The sequence below is a fragment of the Streptacidiphilus alkalitolerans genome (assembly GCF_042511045.1).
Lineage (GTDB): Bacteria > Actinomycetota > Actinomycetes > Streptomycetales > Streptomycetaceae > Streptacidiphilus > Streptacidiphilus alkalitolerans.
Window position 1 is genome coordinate 12,653 of the sequence record NZ_JBHEZX010000026.1, and the last position, 17,977, is coordinate 30,629.

The 17,977-nt window shown below is 74.8% G+C and carries 14 protein-coding genes and 1 pseudogene; 7 read left to right on the forward strand and 8 right to left on the reverse strand.

Annotated features, from left to right (window positions below):
* Position 1 precedes the first annotated feature (1 nt).
* Together ACEZDG_RS35705 and ACEZDG_RS35710 are read right to left on the reverse strand one after the other, a co-directional pair.
* On the reverse strand, positions 2–4,036 hold the full coding sequence (locus ACEZDG_RS35705; RefSeq protein WP_380518462.1) for a glycosyltransferase family 2 protein: 4,035 nt from the start codon (positions 4,034–4,036) through the stop codon (positions 2–4).
* A gap of 235 nt (positions 4,037–4,271) precedes the next feature.
* A complete protein-coding gene (locus tag ACEZDG_RS35710) occupies positions 4,272–4,541 on the reverse strand; it encodes a WhiB family transcriptional regulator (protein ID WP_380518465.1) in 270 nt (89 codons plus the stop codon).
* Positions 4,542–5,094: 553 nt separating this feature from the next.
* Between ACEZDG_RS35710 and ACEZDG_RS35715 the strand changes: the two genes are divergently transcribed.
* On the forward strand, positions 5,095–5,679 hold the full coding sequence (locus tag ACEZDG_RS35715) for a cysteine dioxygenase (RefSeq protein ID WP_380518468.1): 585 nt from the start codon (positions 5,095–5,097) through the stop codon (positions 5,677–5,679).
* On the opposite strand, the gene ACEZDG_RS35720 is transcribed toward ACEZDG_RS35715, so the two are convergent.
* The 4 genes and pseudogenes from ACEZDG_RS35720 to ACEZDG_RS35735 form a co-directional block, all read right to left on the reverse strand.
* Entirely contained in the window at positions 5,591–7,189 is a 1,599-nt protein-coding gene (locus tag ACEZDG_RS35720; protein WP_380518471.1) for a hypothetical protein, read from the reverse strand. The genes ACEZDG_RS35715 and ACEZDG_RS35720 overlap by 89 nt on opposite strands.
* Positions 7,186–7,863: an SAM-dependent methyltransferase gene (locus ACEZDG_RS35725; RefSeq protein WP_380518474.1), complete on the reverse strand. Its 678-nt coding sequence runs from the start codon at positions 7,861–7,863 to the stop codon at positions 7,186–7,188. Before ACEZDG_RS35725 ends, ACEZDG_RS35720 begins: the two co-directional genes overlap by 4 nt.
* Positions 7,860–8,519, reverse strand: a complete 660-nt coding sequence (locus tag ACEZDG_RS35730; RefSeq protein WP_380518656.1) for a TIGR04282 family arsenosugar biosynthesis glycosyltransferase — start codon at positions 8,517–8,519, stop codon at positions 7,860–7,862. Before ACEZDG_RS35730 ends, ACEZDG_RS35725 begins: the two co-directional genes overlap by 4 nt.
* Positions 8,493–9,206, reverse strand: a pseudogene (locus ACEZDG_RS35735) (glycosyltransferase family 2 protein); the annotation flags it as partial. The pseudogene ACEZDG_RS35735 and the gene ACEZDG_RS35730, both read right to left, overlap by 27 nt.
* 113 nt (positions 9,207–9,319) lie before the next feature.
* Between ACEZDG_RS35735 and ACEZDG_RS35740 the strand changes: the two are divergent.
* The gene (locus tag ACEZDG_RS35740) at positions 9,320–10,048 is read left to right on the forward strand and encodes a response regulator transcription factor (RefSeq protein ID WP_380518477.1); all 729 of its coding nucleotides are present in this window, start codon (positions 9,320–9,322) and stop codon (positions 10,046–10,048) included.
* Positions 10,045–11,217, forward strand: a complete 1,173-nt coding sequence (locus ACEZDG_RS35745; RefSeq protein ID WP_380518479.1) for a sensor histidine kinase — start codon at positions 10,045–10,047, stop codon at positions 11,215–11,217. The genes ACEZDG_RS35740 and ACEZDG_RS35745 overlap by 4 nt, the downstream gene beginning before the upstream one ends.
* A 24-nt stretch (positions 11,218–11,241) precedes the next feature.
* Here ACEZDG_RS35745 and ACEZDG_RS35750 read toward each other — a convergent pair whose 3' ends face one another.
* Complete coding sequence (locus ACEZDG_RS35750) at positions 11,242–12,297, reverse strand: NAD-dependent epimerase/dehydratase family protein (protein WP_380518482.1); 1,056 nt, start codon at positions 12,295–12,297, stop codon at positions 11,242–11,244.
* Positions 12,298–12,401: 104 nt separating this feature from the next.
* Here ACEZDG_RS35750 and cofD point away from each other — a divergent pair, with 104 nt between their 5' ends.
* Together cofD and ACEZDG_RS35760 are read left to right on the forward strand one after the other, a co-directional pair.
* Entirely contained in the window at positions 12,402–13,364 is a 963-nt protein-coding gene (cofD, locus tag ACEZDG_RS35755) for a 2-phospho-L-lactate transferase (RefSeq protein WP_380518485.1), read from the forward strand.
* Positions 13,361–14,695, forward strand: coding sequence for a coenzyme F420-0:L-glutamate ligase (locus ACEZDG_RS35760; protein WP_380518488.1), 1,335 nt, complete (start codon positions 13,361–13,363; stop codon positions 14,693–14,695). The genes cofD and ACEZDG_RS35760 overlap by 4 nt, the downstream gene beginning before the upstream one ends.
* Before the next feature lie 35 nt (positions 14,696–14,730).
* On the opposite strand, the gene ACEZDG_RS35765 is transcribed toward ACEZDG_RS35760, so the two are convergent.
* Entirely contained in the window at positions 14,731–15,687 is a 957-nt protein-coding gene (locus ACEZDG_RS35765; protein WP_380518491.1) for a DNA-3-methyladenine glycosylase family protein, read from the reverse strand.
* A 154-nt stretch (positions 15,688–15,841) separates the two neighbouring features.
* Here ACEZDG_RS35765 and ACEZDG_RS35770 point away from each other — a divergent pair, with 154 nt between their 5' ends.
* Together ACEZDG_RS35770 and ACEZDG_RS35775 are read left to right on the forward strand one after the other, a co-directional pair.
* Positions 15,842–16,606 carry a TIGR03089 family protein gene (locus tag ACEZDG_RS35770; protein ID WP_380518495.1) on the forward strand — a complete coding sequence of 255 codons (765 nt, stop codon included), beginning with the start codon at positions 15,842–15,844 and terminating at the stop codon, positions 16,604–16,606.
* A gap of 118 nt (positions 16,607–16,724) precedes the next feature.
* On the forward strand, positions 16,725–17,918 hold the full coding sequence (locus tag ACEZDG_RS35775) for an LCP family protein (protein ID WP_380518499.1): 1,194 nt from the start codon (positions 16,725–16,727) through the stop codon (positions 17,916–17,918).
* Positions 17,919–17,977 lie beyond the last annotated feature (59 nt).

A 17,977-nucleotide genomic window follows, 5' to 3' on the forward strand; every position in this document is an offset into this window, starting at 1 on the left:
CTCAGCTCCCGGCTTCGTTGTGGTGCTGGGGGTTCTGCCGCGGGTTCCGCGGGTCGGGATCCTGCGCCTGCAGCCACGGGTCGTCGGGCGGCAGTGAGCCGTAGGCGCCCTGCTCCGGCAGCGGGGGGGCCGCCGGTGCGGCGGGCCAGTCGTACCCCTGCGGCGGCTGCGGCGGGTAGGGCTGCCCCTGGGGGTCGAACTCCTGCGGGGCGTACTGCGGGTCGCCGTAGGGCTGCTGGGAGTAGCCCTGCTGCTCGCCGCCGTAGTAGGGCTGGGTCTGCGGCTGGGCCGGGTACTGCGGGTCGCCGCCGTAGGCCTGCTGGGCCGCGTAGCCCTGGTCGGCGGCGTACGCCTGCTGCTGTTGCTGGTACGGGTCGGCGGCGGCGGGGTACTGGTCCCAGCCGTAGGGCTGCTGGGTCTGCGGCTGCTGCTCCGGCGACTGCTGCTGCTCCCAGCTCTGCTGCTGCGGAACAGCGGCGTAGACGCCGGGCTGCGGCTCGGGGTCCCCGACGGCGCCTCCCATCGCGGGATCGCCCGCACCGGCGCCTCCCGCGGCGAGGTCGCCCGCGCCTGCACCAGCGCCGCCCGCGCCGGCGTCCGCCGGGCCGGCTCCAGCCAGGGCCGGATCGTCCGCGCCCTCCGCCGCGGCGAGCCTGCGGGCGCGGCGGGAGCCGGGCAGCGGTGTCTCGGCGGCGGCCTGCTCCGGCGAGCCCTCCTCGGGCAGGTCGTCGTCGTTGTGGTCGCGGCGGCCCGGCAGGGCCAGCACCAGCACCACGAAGGCCAGGAACGCCTGTCCGGCGATCCAGACCGTGTGCAGCGGCCCCTCGCTGTAACTGACGGCCAGTTTGCCGCCGGTCGCCGGGAGGACGAAGCCCTGGGCCCAGCCGTCGACGACGGTCGGCTTCAGCGCCTGCCCGTCCAGGGTGGCGTGCCAGGCCGGGTCGGAGCTGTCGGCCAGCCGCAGGGTCCGGCCGTCGGGCCCGGCCGGGACGGTGGTGTGGAGGTCCACCGGGCCGGCCGCCACGGCGATGTCGGGGACCGCCTGGGCGCCCGTCGTAGCGGGGTTGCGGATGACCGCCCTGGAGACGTTGTCGGTGACCCGCCAGATGCTGTAACTGGCCTGCTGGTTGACCCGGGTGATGCCGGGGGTCGCGTTCAGGGTGTCGGTGAGCTGGGCGCTGACCGGCGCCTGGACCAGTACGTACTGGATCGCGTAGTCGGCGAGCCCGCCGGCCTGGTCACCGCCCGCGCCCGCGACCAGGTTGGCGACCAGGCTGCCGAGCGACTTGGAGGGACCGGCCTCGGCCGAGGTCTCCGCGCTGCCCACGGTCGGGCCCGCGCCGCGGACCAGCGAGTAGCTGACCACGCCGCCGTTGTTGCTGGTGGTGAGCACCAGGGTGCGGATCTGGTCGACCGTCGCGGCCTGCTCGGCGATGAACGCCGGGACCAGCTGGCCGTTGCCGCGCTGCAGCGGGCCGTCCGCGCCGCGGACCACCCACCAACCGGCCGCGGCCACCGGGGCCAGCGCGGCGATCAGGACGACCAGGGCCGCGACCGGCTGGCGCCAGCCGAAGTCGATCCCGGCCACCCGGCCGCGCGCACCGTCCGCGCCGATGGCGGCGGCGGAGAGCAGGGCGATCCCGGCCAGCAGGGTGGCCGGTCCGGCCCAGGCCGAGACGGCCTGCGCGCCGGGTCCCGGCGAGACCTTGGCGGTGCCGGTGAGCACCGCGCCGAGGATGCCGAGCGAGGCGGCGCCCCAGGCCGCGACCACGGCGCGGCGGCGGTCGGCGCGCAGCAGCGCGGCGAGCGCGGCCAGCACGATGCCGACGACAAGCAGGCCGGGGACGGTTCCGCTGCCGCCCGGGTCGAGCAGCAGCAGTCCGGTGGGGGTGGCGGTGGGGCCGACCGCGCCGGGGATGCCGGCCTCCAGCAGCAGTCGGCTCGGGTGCTTCAGCAGGCCGAGCGACCAGGGCGCGAGCACCAGCACCGGGGTGCCGACGATGGCGAGGCAGCGCGGGCCGAGGGTGCGCAGCACCTCCGGGCCGCTGCCGAAGGCCCCGCCGCGGAGGAAGGCGGCGAGCAGCGCGCCGAGGGCCAGCAGCAGACCGAGCAGCCAGGCCAGCGGGACGAAGGCGGTGGTGAAGCTGAGCAGCAGCGCGGCGACCCAGGCGCTGCGCCAGCCCGGGCGTCCGCCCTTGGCCGCGGTCTCCCGGCGGATGCCGAGGCCGACCGCGACCGCGGCGGCGCGGGCCAGCGGCGGCAGCAGCACGGCGAGGACGGCGGTGCCGATCCGGCCCTGGGCCAGCGCACCGGTCGCGGCCGGCAGCAGCGCGTAGCCTGCGCTGGCCCAGGCCCGGACCAGCCGGGACTCGATCAGCGGACGGGACACCAGGTACGCGGAGACCCCGGCCAGCGGCACGGTCAGGATCAGCAGTACGCCGACGGCCAGGCCGGGGTTGCCGAGGAAGATGCTGGAGAGCACCGCGAGCACGCCCAGGTACGGGGGCGAGCCGCCGGCCGAGCCGACGCCGTTGGCCTGCCAGGAGGCGGCGTACTGGTCCCACAGGTCGGCGGCGCCGCCGGGGGTCGGCAGCAGCGCGCCGCCGTACAGCGAGCCGGAGCCGAGCAGGCCGCGGCAGGCCACCAGGGTGAGCACCAGCAGCCCGGCGAAGAGCACCGGCGCGGGCTTGCGGGCGATCCGCTTGATCCTGGCGAACTGCTCGATCTCCAGGAACTCGGAGTCGTCGTCGACCGGGCCCGACTCGACCGAGCCGTGCCGGCTGGCGATGGCCTCGTTGCCGGTCTTCCCGGCGAACTCGGAGACCAGGTTCTCGACGGTGGCGCGAGCGCTCGCGCCGGGCGCAGGGAAGAGGCTGCGGTCGTCCAGGGCGTCAGGACGCCGGGCCCGGGCGCGGCGGGCGCGTCCGCCGATGATCCGGCCGAACCGCAGCAGCACCTGGGCCAGTCCGGCGAACTCGTCCATGGCCTGGCCCGGCGTCTTGCCGAGCAGGTAGCCGAGGGCGCGCACCACGGTGCTGAGGGTGATCCGCAGCAGCAGGTAGGGCAGCATCACCGCGCGGGAGTTCGCCAGCAGGGTGTAGACCGCGCCGGACTTGTCGATCCGGTGCGGACGGTCGGAGCGGGCGCAGTCGATCGGACGGCGCTCGCGGCTGGCGGCCTCGGCGTGCCGCAGCACCGCGTCGGGCGCGACCACGGTGCGGTGGCCCGCGGCGGCGACCCGCCAGCAGAGGTCGACGTCGTCGCGCATCAGCGGCAGGAACTTGTCGAAGCCGCCGAGCTCCTCGAAGACGTCGCGGCGGATCAGCATGCCGGCGGTGGAGACCGAGAGCACCGGGCGGACCTGGTCGCGCTGGCCCTGGTCCTGCTCACGCCGGTCCAGCCCGGTCCAGCGGCGACCGCTGCGGGCGATGCTGACACCGACCTCCAGCAGCTGCCTGCGGTCGTACCAGCTGCGCAGCTTGGGGCCGATCACGGCGGCGCTGGGGGTGGTCTCGGCGACCTGGAGCAGGTGCCGCAGCGCGTCGGGCTGGGGCTCGCAGTCGTCGTGGAGCAGCCAGAGCCACTCGACCGGTTCGACCGAGCCGCCCGCGAGCAGCTGGTCGGCGGCGAGCTCGTCGTGGTGCCCGAGCGGGTCGCCGAACTGGTCGTGGCCGCCCCCGACCGGGTCGTAGCCGCTGGCGGAGATGGCATAGGGCAGGTCCTGCGCCCGCAGCGGCAGGATCGCCTTGACGGTCTCGTTGACCGCGGTGCCGAAGCCGGTCCTGCGCCCGTACTGGTACACCGACTGCGAGCCGAGCGCGTCGGAGAGCAGCTGCATCGACCCGTCGTCGGAACCGGTGTCGGCGGCCAGCGCGCGCTGCACCGGGCGGTCCTGTCCGAGCAGGCCGCGCAGTGCCTGCGGCAGCCAGCGGGCGCCGTCGTGGCTGACCAGGACGGCAGTGACCAGGTGCCTCGGGTAGGCCGGTGGCCGTCCTGGAGCGGGCTGGCCGTAGGGAGTCGTCGCTGTGGCAGTCATCGCGGTGGGTGGCCCCGGTTCGCTGAGTGGCGTGGCTGGGTGAGCGCCCCACACTAACGGTTGCGCGTGTGGCGCTTCAGGGGCGGTGTGCTTTTGTGAGGAATGCGTGCTTCCGGAGGCCCGGGGCAGCTCCGGGACGGTACCCGGGCGGCACGGGGGAACGACGAAGCCCCGCCAGGGTCGGCCCGGCGGGGCTCTGTGCTGCTCATGGGTATCGGTAAGGGCACTGGAATGCTCAGACCACGGCCTTCTTGAGACGCCGGCGCTCCCGCTCGGAGAGCCCGCCCCAGATTCCGAACCGCTCATCGTTCGCCAGGGCGTACTCCAGGCATTCGGAGCGGACCTCGCAGGCGAGGCAGACCTTCTTGGCCTCCCGCGTGGATCCCCCCTTCTCAGGGAAGAACGATTCCGGATCGGTCTGGGCGCACAAGGCGCGTTCCTGCCAGCCGAGCTCTTCCTCGACGGCGTCGTCGTCAAGGATCATCAATTCAAAGAGCTCGCTCATCAGCGCGCCTCCTACCCCTCTTCAGCGTGCGTCCCCGTGGTGCGGTCCTTCGCCAAAGTGACGAAACGACACAAGTGAAATTACAAGTGCGCAACTCTGGCCCAGTCAAGCCATGCTCTGGTATTGGGTCCGGGATTCACTCCCTGGAACCAAGCAGCCACGATAAGTGTGCATATCCGGACAAAGCGGAGTCCCAACCATCCGACCGGTCATTCAAACGTCGATTGGTTGCCCCGTCCGAGTGGATTCGGGCCCTGGGCCGCTCGTTCCCGGCGATCTTCGGGGCCAAACCGGGGTATTGATTTATCCACCGATCGGGTGACCCGGCCCCTCCGGCCGGGGGGGCGAGTTGACAGTGGGCAGAGGTTCACGGTGTCCTGAATCCATGCCAGAGCAGCGCGCCCACTCCGAGAGCCTCGTCACCGAGCTCCGCCGTGCCGCCAGCGCGCTCTGTTGCCGCTGTAGCTAGGGCCCCGACCCTCCGGTCGGAGAAGCCCTCTTCGGGAAGCGCCCCTCCCCCGGTACTACAGCGCCAGCAAGGACCTCTCCTTTCATGTCTTCACTGCCTCCTCACCACACCTTTGCCACCCCTGCCCCGTGGACCGACGGGCTCAGCGACGTGAGCATCGCCGGCGACCCGCTCGCCTGGCCACACCTCGCGCCCGCGCCACTGTCCCGTCCCAGCACCGTGGGCGACTTCGCCGCGATCGCCCGGCGGGTCGCCGACGACCGCGAGCGCTGGCAGTCGATGGTCCGCTACGACGCGCTGACCCGCTGGTACGGGCAGCTGGAGACCGGCCCCGGCTACGAGGTCTGGCTGCTCAGCTGGCTGCCGGGACAGGGCAGCGGCGCCCATGACCACGGCCGCTCCTCCGGCGTGCTCACGGTCCTGGAGGGCGAGTTGACGGAGCGTTCGCTGACCGGGGCGGGCCAGACCGAGCGGCTGCTCGACGCGGGCGCCCAGCGGGTGTTCGCTCCCGGTTATCTGCACGAGGTGGTCAACACCTCGCTCGATCCGGCCGTCAGCCTGCATGTGTACTTCCCCGGGCTCACCGAGATGACCCCGTATGGATCGGCCTGGGGACAGCGCGGGCAGCGGCGGGAGCAGGGACGGGCAGCAGCGCCGCTGGAGCACTGACCGTCAGTGCGTCGAGCCGGGCCGTGCGCAGCAGGGTGCGGACGGCCGTGCCGGCCAGGAGCAGGCACAGCGCGGCGGTGTAGCCGGCCTGCTGCGCGCCGCCGCCGACCACCACGACGGCGGCTGCCGCCCCGGGCAGTCCGAGCCACTCCCAGTCGCCGTCCAGCGCGACCAGGGCCACCACCAGCAGCGCGTACCAGGGGTAGCCGGGGGCGGCCAGGAACAGTGCGGTGCCGGTGACCTGCAGCGCTCCGCGCCAGGGCCGGTCCGGGTCGCCCCGGCGCAGCACCAGCAGCACGGCGGCCAGCAGGATCAGCGCGGCCAGGGCCGGCAGCAGCCGTCCGGGCAGGCCGAGCAGGGTCAGCAGGCCGAAGCGGTTGCCCTGGTCGTAGCCCTCCTCCTGCAGATAGCCGGGGAGGTAGCCGATCACCCCGGGGCCCGAGACCAGGACGTACGGCAGGTAGCAGAGCAGGAAGGCCGCCAGGGCGGCGGCGGGGACCAGCAGGTCGCGGACGGTCGGCCGACGGCCCCGGCGGAGGACCCCGGCCATCGCGCCCGGGAGGGCCAGGGCCGGGATCAGCTTGGTCGCGGTCGCCGCCCCCAGCAGCGCGCCCCCGAGCAGCCCCCTGCGCCGGGAGGCGGCGCGCGCCGTGGGTGCCGTCCCCGGCGTCCCGGCCCCGACCCGGACGGCGGCGAGGCCGCAGACCATCAGCAGCACGCCGAGGGTGTCCACATGGGCGTCGTTGACCGCCCACAGCGCCACCCCCGGGCACCAGCCCCACAGCGCCGCCCGGTGCAGCGGCGCGCGGATCCGGCGTAGGACGAGCAGCAGCGCGCCGGTGGTGAGCACCGCGAGCAGCGCGCCCCCGGCCTGGGCGGTGCGCACCCCGTGGCCGCCGGTGGCCCGGCCCGCCCGGTAGAGGCCGAGGAACCAGACCTCGGCCACCGGGGGATAGATGGTGTGCACGGTCGGACGGTTGAGGTGGGTGCAGATGGTTCCGGACCGGTGCAGGTCCCAGCCCGTGCAGCTGCCGGTGACCGGGAACAGCGCCGGGTCGGCCGCCCGCAGGCCGGCCAGCGCCGGATCGGTCGGGGCGTAGGCGTACGGGGAGGTCCCGGCGGCCTGGACCCGGCCGTCCCAGAGGTAGCGGTAGGCGTCGTCGCTGGTCCGGGGTGGGGCGAGCAGCCCGGTGAGAGCGAGGGCGACGCTGCCGGCCAGGACCAGGGCGGCGGTGCGGCGGGGGTCGCCGACGCGGCGCAGCAGCACGATCGCCAGGGCGAAGAGCACCGCGTCGGCCGGATACCAGCCGCGCAGCGGCCCCACCGCGCCGAGGGTGCCCCCGGAGGTGACGGTGGCGGCGAGCGCCGCGGTCAGCCCCGCCAGCGCGACCGCCGCGAGGGCGGTGGCCCGGGCCCGGGCAGCAGCTGAGCCCCCGGCGGCAGCGCCGGCGCGGACGGCGGCGGCAGCAGCGGGGACAGCGGCGGGGGCGGCAGCTTCGGCGGCGGTCATCGGATCGGGCCGGGGTGGTGCAGGGCCAGGAAGTGGCGGCCGTGGGCGCTCCAGGCGTCGGTGGGGCGGAAGCCCGCGGCGGTGGCCTGGACCAGGGCCGCCCTCGCGCCGAGCCTGGCCCAGGAGAAGGGCGGCCCGCAGCGGCCCGCGGCGTCCTCGACGGTGACGGTGACCCGGTCGTCCAGGTCTGCCGGTTCGACCTCGACCAGCAGCACTCCGCCCGGCGCGAGCAGCTCCGCGGTCCGGGCCAGCAGCGCCCCGGGGTCGCCGCCGATGCCGAGGTTGCCGTCGGCGAGCAGCGCGGTGCCCCAGCGCCCCTCCCCCGGCAGCCGGTCGAACACCGAGCGGCAGAGCGCGCTGCCGCCAAGCCCGAGGGCCCGGTCCACCGCGGTACGGGTGACGTCCACGCCGAGCGCGGGCAGGCCGTACGCCTGCAGCTCGGCGACCAGGCGGCCGGGGCCGCAGCCGAGGTCGATCGTCGGCAGCCGGCGGTGCAGGCAGCGCAGCAGCAGGGTGCGGTCGGCGGCGTCCGGCGGGGCGCACCAGCGTTCGACGTCCAGGGGGTAGCGGTGGCCGTCGGCGCGGCGGAGCCAGAGCGGTCCGGTGCCGCTGCGCATCGCCTCGGCGAAGGGGTCGTCGACCCAGGGGGTGCGGAACGGGCTGAGCAGGCTCATCCCGCGGCCCCGACGCCGGAGGCGGCCACGCCGGTCCGCAGGGCGTTCCAGCGTTCCGCGAAGCGGGTGTCCGGGGCCTGCGCGGCGACCTCGGCGGCGTCGGCGACGGTGTCCACGTCGGTGAGGGTGGGCAGCACGGTGACCGCGAGTCCCGCCTCGTTCAGGCGCCGCAGCAGCTCGGCGCCGGTGTGCGCGGTGGACATCGGCACCCCGTGCAGCAGCCGGCGGGCCAGCTCGGCGGTCGGCCGGGCCAGGCCCAGGGCCCAGAAGCCGCCGTCCGCGGCCGGGCCGTACCAGGCGTCGGTACCGACCCTGGCGGCCGGGGACAGCGGTTCGGCCAGCATCCGGGCGGTGAGCTGCGGGGTGTCCATGCCGACCAGCAGCGCCGGGCCGCCGCCCCGCTCCGCCGCGGCGAAGGCCGCCGTCAGCCGCAGGTCCAGGCCGCCGCCGCGCTGCGGCAGTACCTCCCAGCCGGGCGGCAGCCAGCGGCCGGGGGCGCCGTCCAGGACCAGCAGCCGGCGTCCGGCCGGCACCCGGCCCAGGGTGCGCAGGGTGTCCGCCAGCGCGGCCTCGGCCAGCTCCGCGGCCTGGGCGGGGGTGCAGCCGGGGGTGAGCCTGGTCTTCACCCGTCCCGGCACCGGCGCCTTGGCCAGCACCAGCAGCGTCGGGGCGGGCGCGGCCAGCAGCCCGGCCATGTCCTGGACCGCCTGCCGGGTGCCGCGCAGGGTGCCGGTGACCTTGGAGCGTCCGGCGCGGGGGCGGTAGCCGACCTCGCGCTCGGCGATCCGCATCCCGGCGCCGGCCGCCGCGAGCACCATCTCCAGCGGGTAGCCGGAGCGGCGGTCGCCGAGGCCCAGGTCGAGCAGCCGGTCGCGCCGGGCGGCCCGCATCGGGCCGAGATCGTGCAGCTCGGCGCCGGTACGGGCGCGCAGCCGCCGGGCCAGCTCGGCGTTGGCGATCCTGGCGTGCAGCGGCCAGGCCCCGCGCGCGGTCGGCCGTCGGCGCCCCAGCACCAGGTCCGCGTCCCCGTCCTGGATCCGGCGCACCAGGCCGGGCAGCTCGGCGGGGTCGAGCGAGGCGTCGCAGTCGCAGAAGCAGACGTACTCGGCGGTCGCGGCCAGCAGTCCGGCGTGGCAGGCCGCGCCGAAGCCGCGCCGGTCCTCGTGGACGACCAGCGCGCCCAGCCGCCGGGCGAGCTCGGCGGAGCCGTCGGTCGAGCCGTTGTCCACGACGATCGCGCGATACCCATCGGGCATCCGTTCGATTACCCAGGGCAGTGCCTGTGCCTCGTCCAGACAGGGCAGGACGACGTCCACCGCAGGGGACGGTCGAAGAGTGGTCATGGGATCACGGTAGGAGCGACAAGGGGGACAAATGCCCCATTGGCTCCTTACGGAAGTCCTACGGCCGGGGCCGGACCGGATCGGCGCGGTCCGGCGGCTTCTACTCTCAAGAGGTGCCCCCATCCCACATCCTCGTCGTCGACGACGACCCCACCGTGGCCGAGGTCGTCGCCCGCTACCTGCTGCACGCCGGCTATACGGTCGAACGTGCCGCGGACGGCCGCGCCGCCCTGGAACAGGCCGCCAGGACCCGTCCTGACCTGGTCGTCCTCGATCTGATGCTGCCGGAGATCGACGGCCTCGAGGTCTGCCGCCGACTCCGGGCCGACCCGGTGGCACGGGACGTCCCGGTGGTGATGCTGACCGCCAAGGGGGACGAGCAGGACCGGATCACCGGCCTGGAACTGGGCGCGGACGACTACGTCACCAAGCCCTTCTCGCCGCGCGAGCTGGTGCTGCGGATCCAGTCGGTGCTGCGCCGCAGCACCCTGCCGGGCGGCGCGCAGGACGGTGCCGCGCCCGCGCCCGAACTGCTGCGCGCCGGAGATCTGACGCTCGACCCCGGCGCGCGCCGGGCCCATCGCGCGGGGCGCGAGCTGGCGCTCACGCTCCGGGAGTTCGACCTGCTGGCCTTCCTGCTCCAGCACCCGGGGACCGCGTTCGGACGGGAGGAGCTGATGCACCAGGTGTGGGGCTGGGACTTCGGCGACATGTCGACCGTGACCGTCCATGTGCGGCGGCTGCGGGAGAAGGTGGAGGACGATCCGGCCGCGCCGCGGCTGATCACCACCGTCTGGGGCGTGGGCTACCGTTTCGATCCCGCCGGTGAGGTGGACGCATGAACGACTTCCTGGTGATGGCCTGCTACGCGTCGCTGGGCGCGGCCCTGGCCGGTCTGCTCGGCTGGCCCGCGATCGTGCTGCTGCGGCGGCGTTCGCTGGCGCTCTCGCTGTTCACCGTGGCCGCCGTCACCGCCGTGTCGCTGACCGGGAGCACCATCGCGGTCGCCCAGGCGATGCTGCTGGACCGGCACGACTACGCCGTGGTGACCGTGGTGCTCTCGATGGGCTGCGTGGTCTCGCTGGTGGTGGCCGCGCTGCTGAGCCGTCAGGTCGTGGCCGGCAGCCGGGCGCTGACCGTCGCCGCCCGCACCGTCGGCAGCGACGACGGCTTCACCGCCCCCGCGCAGCCGCTGAGCGCGGAGCTGGCGGCGCTGAGCTCCGAGCTGGCGGCGACCAGCGCCGGGCTCGCCGAGTCACGGCAGCGGGAGCGTGCGCTGGAGTCCTCCCGCCGGGAGCTGATCGCCTGGATCTCGCACGACCTGCGCACCCCGCTGGCCGGGCTGCGGGCGATGGCGGAGGCGCTGGAGGACGGGGTGGCGGACGACCCCGCCCGCTACCACTCCCGGATCAGGACCGAGGTGGACCGGCTCACCGGGATGGTGGACGACCTCTTCGAACTGTCCCGGATCCAGGCCGGGGCGCTGACCCTGAGCCTGTCCCGGGTCTCGGTCTACGACCTGGTCGGCGACGCCATAGCGGGCGCCTATCCGCTGGCCCTGGAGCGCGGGGTGCGGCTGGTCGGGGACGGGATCGCGCCGGTGCCGGTGGAGGTGGACAGCCGGGAGATCACCAGGGTGCTGGGAAACCTGCTGATCAACGCCATCCGCTCGACCCCGGTGGACGGCACGGTGGCCGTCGCCGCCCGGCAGCGGGAGCGCGAGGTGGTGGTGTCGGTGACCGACGGCTGCGGCGGCATCGACGAGCAGGACCTGCCCCGGGTGTTCGAGACCGGCTGGCGCAGCGGGACGGCCCGCACCCCGCGGGTGGCCGCGGCCGGGGTGGCCGGCCGCGGCGGGGCGGTCCAGCACCACGGCGACACCGGCGCGGGGCTCGGGCTCGCCATCGTCCGCGGGATCGTGGAGGCGCACGCCGGGCACGCCTCGGTTCACAATGTGCACGGCGGCTGCTGCTTCGAGATCGCGCTGCCGGCCGCGGCGACCTCCGGCTGAGCCCGGCTCAGCGCGACGTCCGGCTCAGCCGCGCAGCGGCTCGTGGGCGAAGGCGGTCATGCCCTCGGCGAATCCCACCGCGGGCCGCCAGCCCAGCTCGTCGCGCAGCCGGGCCGAGTCGGCCGTGATGTGGCGGACGTCACCGAGGCGGTACTCGCCGGTCAGCACCGGCGCCGGACCCCCGTGGGCGGCGGCCAGCGCCGCGGCCATCCCGCCGACGGTCCGCACCTCGCCGCTGCCGACGTTGTAGCAGCGCGAACTGCCCGGCGGGCGCTCCCCCAGCGCATCGAGCGCCGCGAGGTTGGCCGAGGCCACGTCCGAGACATGGACGAAGTCCCGGCGCTGGCCGCCGTCCTCGAAGACCCGGGGCGCCTCGCCGCGGGCCAGCGCCGACCGGAAGATCGAGGCCACCCCGGCGTAGGGAGTGTCCCTGGGCATCTCCGGGCCGTAGACGTTGTGGTAGCGCAGGGCGGTCACCCGGCCCGCGGCGGCCCGGGCCCAGGCCGAGGCCAGGTGCTCCTGCGCCAGCTTGGTCGCGGCGTAGACATTGCGCGGGTCCGGTGCGGCGGTCTCGTCCACCAGACCGGGGGCGAGCGGCGCGCCGCAGTGCGGGCAGGGCGGCTCGAAGCGTCCCGCGTCCAGGTCGGCGGTCCGGCGCGGCCCGGGGGCGACCTCGCCGTGCGCGGCGCAGCGGTAGCGGCCCTCGCCGTAGACGACCATCGACCCGGCCAGCACCAGCCGGTCCACCCCGGCCCCGGCCATCGCCGCGAGCAGCACCGCCGTGCCCAGGTCGTTGCAGCCCACGTACGCGGGGGCGTCCTGCAGGTCGAGGCCGAGGCCGACCATCGCCGCCTGGTGGCAGACCGCGTCGACGCCGCGGAGCGCGCGGTCGACGATCGCGCGGTCCCGGACGTCCCCGTGCAGGAAGTCGACCCCGTCCGGGAACCCCGGCGGGCGCTGCCGGGGGTGGACCGCGGGCAGCAGCGCGTCCAGCACCCGGACCCGGTGTCCGGCGGCGGTGAGGCGGGCGGCGATCGCGGAGCCGATGAAGCCGGCTCCGCCGGTGAGAAGGACATCCATGCCGCCGACGCTAGGCCAGGCGACCGGGCCTCCGGGAGGGCGGCGGACGATCCGTCAGGGGTCCGTAAGGTGGGCTGACGGGGGCGGATGCGAGGATGGACGGCATGCGCATCGTGGTACTTGCCGGAGGAATCGGAGGCGCGCGTTTTCTGCGCGGCCTGAAGCAGGCGGTCGGCCCGGACAGTGAGATCACCGTCATCGGGAACACCGGCGACGACATTCACCTGTTCGGGTTGAAAGTGTGTCCCGACCTGGACACCGTCATGTACACCCTCGGGGGCGGGATCCACGAGGAGCAGGGCTGGGGACGGGCCGACGAGTCCTTCTCGGTGAAGGCGGAGATGAAGGCGTACGGGGTCGGACCCGAGTGGTTCGGGCTCGGCGACAAGGACTTCGCCACCCACATCGTGCGGACCCAGATGCTGGGCGCGGGCTACCCGCTGAGCGCCGTCACCGAGGCGCTGTGCGACCGCTGGCAGCCGGGGGTGCGGCTGCTGCCGATGTCCGACGACCGGGTGGAGACGCATGTGCTCACCGACATCGACGGGGAGCGCAAGGCGGTGCACTTCCAGGAGTACTGGGTGCGGCACCACGCCACGATCCCCGCGCACGCGATCATCCCGGTCGGCGCGGAGACGGCGAAGCCCGCGCCCGGGGTGCTGGAGGCCATCGCCGAGGCGGACGTGGTCATCCTGCCGCCGTCCAACCCGGTGGTCAGCGTGGGAACGATCCTGGCGGTGCCGGGGATCCGCCGGGCCGTGGCGCAGGCGGCGGCACCGGTGATCGGGCTCTCCCCGATCATCGGCGGGGCGCCGGTGCGCGGGATGGCGGACAAGGTGCTGGAGGCAGTGGGCGTGGAGACCTCCGCCGCGGCCGTCGCCAAGCACTACGGCTCCGACCTCCTCGACGGCTGGCTGGTGGACGAGTCGGACGCGGCGGCGGTGGCCGAGGTCGAGGCCGCCGGGATCCCCTGCCGGGCGGTGCCGCTGTGGATGACGGACGTGGACGCCACCACCGCGATGGCGCGGGCCGCGCTCGCCTTCGCCGAGGCGGTGCGGACCGCGTGACCGAGGTCAGCGTCCGGGCCCTCGCCGGGCTGCCCGAGATCGCGCCGGGCGACGACCTCGGCGCGCTGGTGGCCGACGCCCTCAACGGGGCCGCGGACGGGCCTGCAGCCGGGGCCGCGGACGGGCTCCAGGACGGCGACATCCTGCTGGTGACCTCGAAGATCGTGAGCAAGGCCGAGGGCCGGATCGTCCGCGCGGACGACCGGGAGGCGGCGATCGACGCCGAGACGGTCCGGGTGGTGGCCCGCCGCGGGCGCACCCGGATCGTGGAGAACCGGCAGGGTTTTGTGATGGCCGCCGCCGGGGTGGACGCGTCCAACACCCCGTCAGGGACCGTGCTGCTGCTGCCCGAGGACGCGGACGCCTCGGCCCGGGCGCTGCGCAAGCGGCTGGGCGAACTGACCGGCCGTCGGATCGCGGTCGTGATCACCGACACCTTCGGGCGGCCCTGGCGCAACGGGCTGACCGACGTCGCCATCGGCGCGGCCGGCCTGGACGTGCTGGAGGACCACCGGGGCCGGGTGGACTCCCACGGCAACGAGCTGGCGATGACGGTCACCGCGACCGCCGACGAGCTCGCGGCGGCGGCGGACCTGGTGAAGGGCAAGACCGGCGGCCGACCGGTCGCGGTGGTCCGCGGCCTGGGCCACCTGGTGACCGAGCAGGACGGCGCGGGGATCCGGCCGATGATCCGCCCGGCCGCCGAGGACATGTTCCGGCTGGGCACCTCCGAGGCGGTCCGCGAGGCCGTCACCGGACGGCGCACGGTCCGCGGCTTCACCGCCGAACCGGTGGACGGCGCGGCCGTCCGGCGCGCGGTCGCGGCGGCGGTCACCGCGCCCGCGCCGCACCACACCACCCCCTGGCGCTTCGTCCTGGTCGAGAGCGCGGAGACCAGGACCCGGCTGCTGGACGCCATGCTGGCGGCCTGGAACCGGGATCTGCGCGAGCTGGACGGCTGGAGCGAGACCCGGGTCGCCACCCGGGTCCGGCGCGGCGATGTGCTGCGCAACGCGCCGTACCTGGTGGTGCCCTGCCTGGTGACCGAGGGCGCGCACGACTACCCGGACGCCGCCCGGGCCGCCGCCGAGCGGGAGATGTTCGTGGTGGCGATGGGCGCGGCGGTGGAGAACCTGCTGGTCACCCTGTCGGGCGAGGGCCTGGGCACGGCCTGGGTGTCGTCCACGATGTTCTGCAGGGACGTGGTCCGCGAGGTGCTGGCGCTGCCGCAGGACTGGGATCCGATGGGCGCGGTCGCGGTCGGCCACCCGGCCGCCCCGGCGCCGGAGCGGGCCCCGAGGGACACCGCGGCCTTCATCGTCACCCGCTGAGCCACGCTGAGCGCACTGGGCCCGCTGAGCCGCCGTCACATGCCGCGGTAGTCGATCGGGGCGTAGCGGGGCGCCCGCCGCGGGGCCCGGACGCCGGTGGTCCGCAGCAGTCGGCAGACCCGGTGCCGGTGCCCCCGGTAGGGCTCCAGCAGTTCCAGCATCTCCGCGTCGTCGCTGCGCTCGCGTCCGGCCAGGGCCCAGCCCACGGTGTTCGGCAGGTGCAGGTCGCCGACGGTGACCGCGTCCGGGTCGCCGTTGCTGCGCTGCAGCGTCTCGGCGGCGGTCCAGACGCCGATGCCGGGGACGGCGGTCAGTCGGGCGGCGGCCTCGGCCGGCGGCAGCGCGGAGGCCTGTTCCAGCCGGGCCGCGAGCCGGGCGGCCCGGACCACGGTGGCGGAGCGGTGGCCGTCCACGCCGGCCCGGTGCCAGTCCCAGGAGGGGACCATGGCCCAGTCCCGGGCGGCCGGGGCGATCCGCATCCCGTCCGGGGCCGGTCCCGGCGCGGGCGCGCCGTAGCGGAGCAGCAGGGCGCGCCAGGCGTCGTGGGCCTCGCCCACGGTGACCCGCTGCCCGAGCACCGACGGCACCAGCGACTCCATCACCAGGCCGGTCCGGCCGATCCGCAGCCCGGGGTGGCGGCGTTTCAGCTCGTGCAGCAGCGGGTGGCCGCAGGGGTCGAAGGCGGACGGGTCGTCCTCCGCGCCGAGCAGCGCCGGGAGCTGCCGCAGCAGCCAGTCCGCGCCGGGGCCCCAGGCCTGGGCCTCGACCTCGGGGACCGCCCCGGCCTCCGCGGGCCCGACCGCGATCCGGAGCGTGCCGAGGCCGCCGGGGGTGCGTGAGCAGCGCCAGAGCGCGCCGTCCCGGGTCCGCCGGTAGGCGGGGTCGCGGGGACCGAACTGCAGCACGCCGAGCGTGCCGTGGACGTCCAGCGGGCCCTCGGGCCGCCAGACCCGCAGCGCCGGCGCCACTGTGCCCCCACCCGTCAGATTCACCCCGCAAGACTACGGTGGGCTCCCGGCACCCCGTGGGCGCGCCGGGAATTTCCGGAAGGTGTAGACCTGTCCGGCTCCTGTTCCGACGCGGCGGACTCTTCGGCCGTACAGGTGCGCGACCCCGTTGACCCCAGGGCATAGGCTGGAGCCCACCATGAGCCAGACACCCCTCAGCGGCGCAGAGACCCCCGCCGATCTGCTGCGCTCCGCCCTTGCCGCCGACCCCGCCCGTCCGCTGATCACCTACTACGACGACGCGACCGGAGAGAGAGTCGAACTCTCCGTCAAGACGTTCGACAACTGGGTGGCGAAGACCGCCAACCTGCTGCAGGACGACCTCGCCGCAGCGCCCGACGACCGGGCGGCGCTGCTGCTGCCCGCGCACTGGCAGACCGCCATCTGGCTGTTCGCCTGCTGGTCGGTGGGCCTGACCGTGTGCCCCGGCGGCGATCCCGCCGAGGCCTCGCTGGTGGTCAGCGGCCCCGACACGCTCGACGCGGCGCTGGCCTGCCCCGGCGAGCGGGTGGCCCTGGCCCTGCGCCCGCTGGGCGGCCGGTTCCCCGAGCTCCCGGACGGGTTCCTGGACTACGCGGCGGAGGTCCCCGCGCAGGGGGACCGCTTCGTCCCGTACGCGCCGGTGGACCCGGACCGTCCGGCGCTGGTGATCGACGGGGAGCAGCTGACCGGGGCGCAGGCGGTCTCGCTGGCCGCCGAGCAGGCCTCCAGGCTGGAGCTCGGCCCGGGCGACCGGGTGCTGAGCACGCTGTCCTTCGACGACTGGGCCGGGCTCGGCGGCGGACTGCTGGCGCCGCTGGCGGCCGGGGCCTCGGTGGTGCTCTGCCGCAACAGCGAGAAGCTGGCGGACGAGGTGCTGGACGCCAGGATCGCCTCGGAACGGGTGACCCACCGGGTCACCTGACGCCGGTACGTTCGGAGTTGGGAAAGAAGGAAAGAAGCCGTGCAACTGTCGGGCGTCGATCAGACGTCTGACAGGTGAACATCCATGGCGGCTTACCTTCACCGGGCGGATCAGCGAGATGAGCGACGACGGAGACGTCCCCGAGCCCGACTCCGAATCCACCGAACCCGACTCCGGGCCCGCGCCCCGGCGCCGCAGCCGTCGGCGGCGGATCCTGTTCTGGGTCGCCATGGTCACCGGGCTGGCCCTGGTGGCCGGGGTCGGCGCGGTCTGGCTGGGCTACCAGCGGCTCAACCGGAACATCACCACGGACACCACCACCGAGACCCTGCTCGGCCCTCCGTCGGCCCGGCCGACCGTCGCCCCGATCGCCTACGACGCCGAGAACATCCTGATCATAGGTTCGGACACCCGCGCGGGCGCCGACAGCTCCTACGGCGACCCCGACGGCGGGGCCCGCTCGGACACCACCATCCTGCTGCACCTCTCGCAGGACCGGACCCACGCCGTGGCGGTGAGCATCCCGCGCGACGCGATGGTCCACATCCCCTCCTGCCAGCTGCCCGACGGCGGGCACACCGGCGCCACCTTCGCCCAGTTCAACTGGGCCTACTCCTACGGCGGCACGGCCTGCACCATCCGCACCGTGGAGAATCTGACCAAGGTGCGGATCGACCACTTCATGGTGATCGACTTCAGCGGCTTCAAGAAGATGGTCAACGCCGTCGGCGGGGTCGAGGTCTGCCTGGCGAAGCCGGTCGCCGACCGGGACGCCAAGCTCTACCTCCCGGCCGGACGGCAGACCGTCAACGGCACCCAGGCGCTGGGCTTCGTTCGGGTCAGGGAGACCATCGGGGACGGCAGCGACACCGAGCGGATGGGGCGGCAGCAGCAGTTCCTCTCCTCGCTGATGCAGAAGGCGGAGAGCGACGGGGTGCTGCTGAACCCGGCCAAGCTGTTCCCGCTGCTGGACGCGGCCACCTCGGCGATCACCGTGGACCCGGGCCTGAACACCGTGAGCAAGCTGTACAGCCTGGCGAGCAGCCTGAAGAGCATGCCCGCGGACCAGTTGGTGCTGCTGACCGCCCCGCGTGAGCCCTATGTCAACGACCACAACCGGGACCAGTTCCAGCAGCCGCAGGCCGACGAGCTGTTCCAGCAGATCCGCGACGACCGCCCGATAGGGCTGACCGGCTCGGCGCGCCCGACGCCCAGCCCGACCCCGACGTCCGGCGCGAGCACCGGCTCGGACCCGCGTTCGCCCGCCTTCTCCGGCCGTACCGCAAACCAGGACATCTGCTCCTCTTCCTGACGTACTTCCCCCCTGCCCCTCACCACACTCACGGGGTGACCGGCTACTGTGGCCGACTC

Excerpts from the sequence above, each read along its gene's own strand:
- ACEZDG_RS35775 (WP_380518499.1), top strand. The coding sequence starts at position 16,725 with ATGAGCGACGACGGAGACGTCCCCGAGCCCGACTCCGAATCCACCGAA.
- ACEZDG_RS35705 (WP_380518462.1), bottom strand. The coding sequence starts at position 4,036 with ATGACTGCCACAGCGACGACTCCCTACGGCCAGCCCGCTCCAGGACGG.
- ACEZDG_RS35710 (WP_380518465.1), bottom strand. The coding sequence starts at position 4,541 with ATGAGCGAGCTCTTTGAATTGATGATCCTTGACGACGACGCCGTCGAG.
- ACEZDG_RS35750 (WP_380518482.1), bottom strand. The coding sequence starts at position 12,297 with ATGGATGTCCTTCTCACCGGCGGAGCCGGCTTCATCGGCTCCGCGATC.
- ACEZDG_RS35745 (WP_380518479.1), top strand. The coding sequence starts at position 10,045 with ATGAACGACTTCCTGGTGATGGCCTGCTACGCGTCGCTGGGCGCGGCC.
- ACEZDG_RS35770 (WP_380518495.1), top strand. The coding sequence starts at position 15,842 with ATGAGCCAGACACCCCTCAGCGGCGCAGAGACCCCCGCCGATCTGCTG.
- ACEZDG_RS35720 (WP_380518471.1), bottom strand. The coding sequence starts at position 7,189 with ATGACCGCCGCCGAAGCTGCCGCCCCCGCCGCTGTCCCCGCTGCTGCC.
- cofD (WP_380518485.1), top strand. The coding sequence starts at position 12,402 with ATGCGCATCGTGGTACTTGCCGGAGGAATCGGAGGCGCGCGTTTTCTG.
- ACEZDG_RS35725 (WP_380518474.1), bottom strand. The coding sequence starts at position 7,863 with ATGAGCCTGCTCAGCCCGTTCCGCACCCCCTGGGTCGACGACCCCTTC.
- ACEZDG_RS35715 (WP_380518468.1), top strand. The coding sequence starts at position 5,095 with ATGTCTTCACTGCCTCCTCACCACACCTTTGCCACCCCTGCCCCGTGG.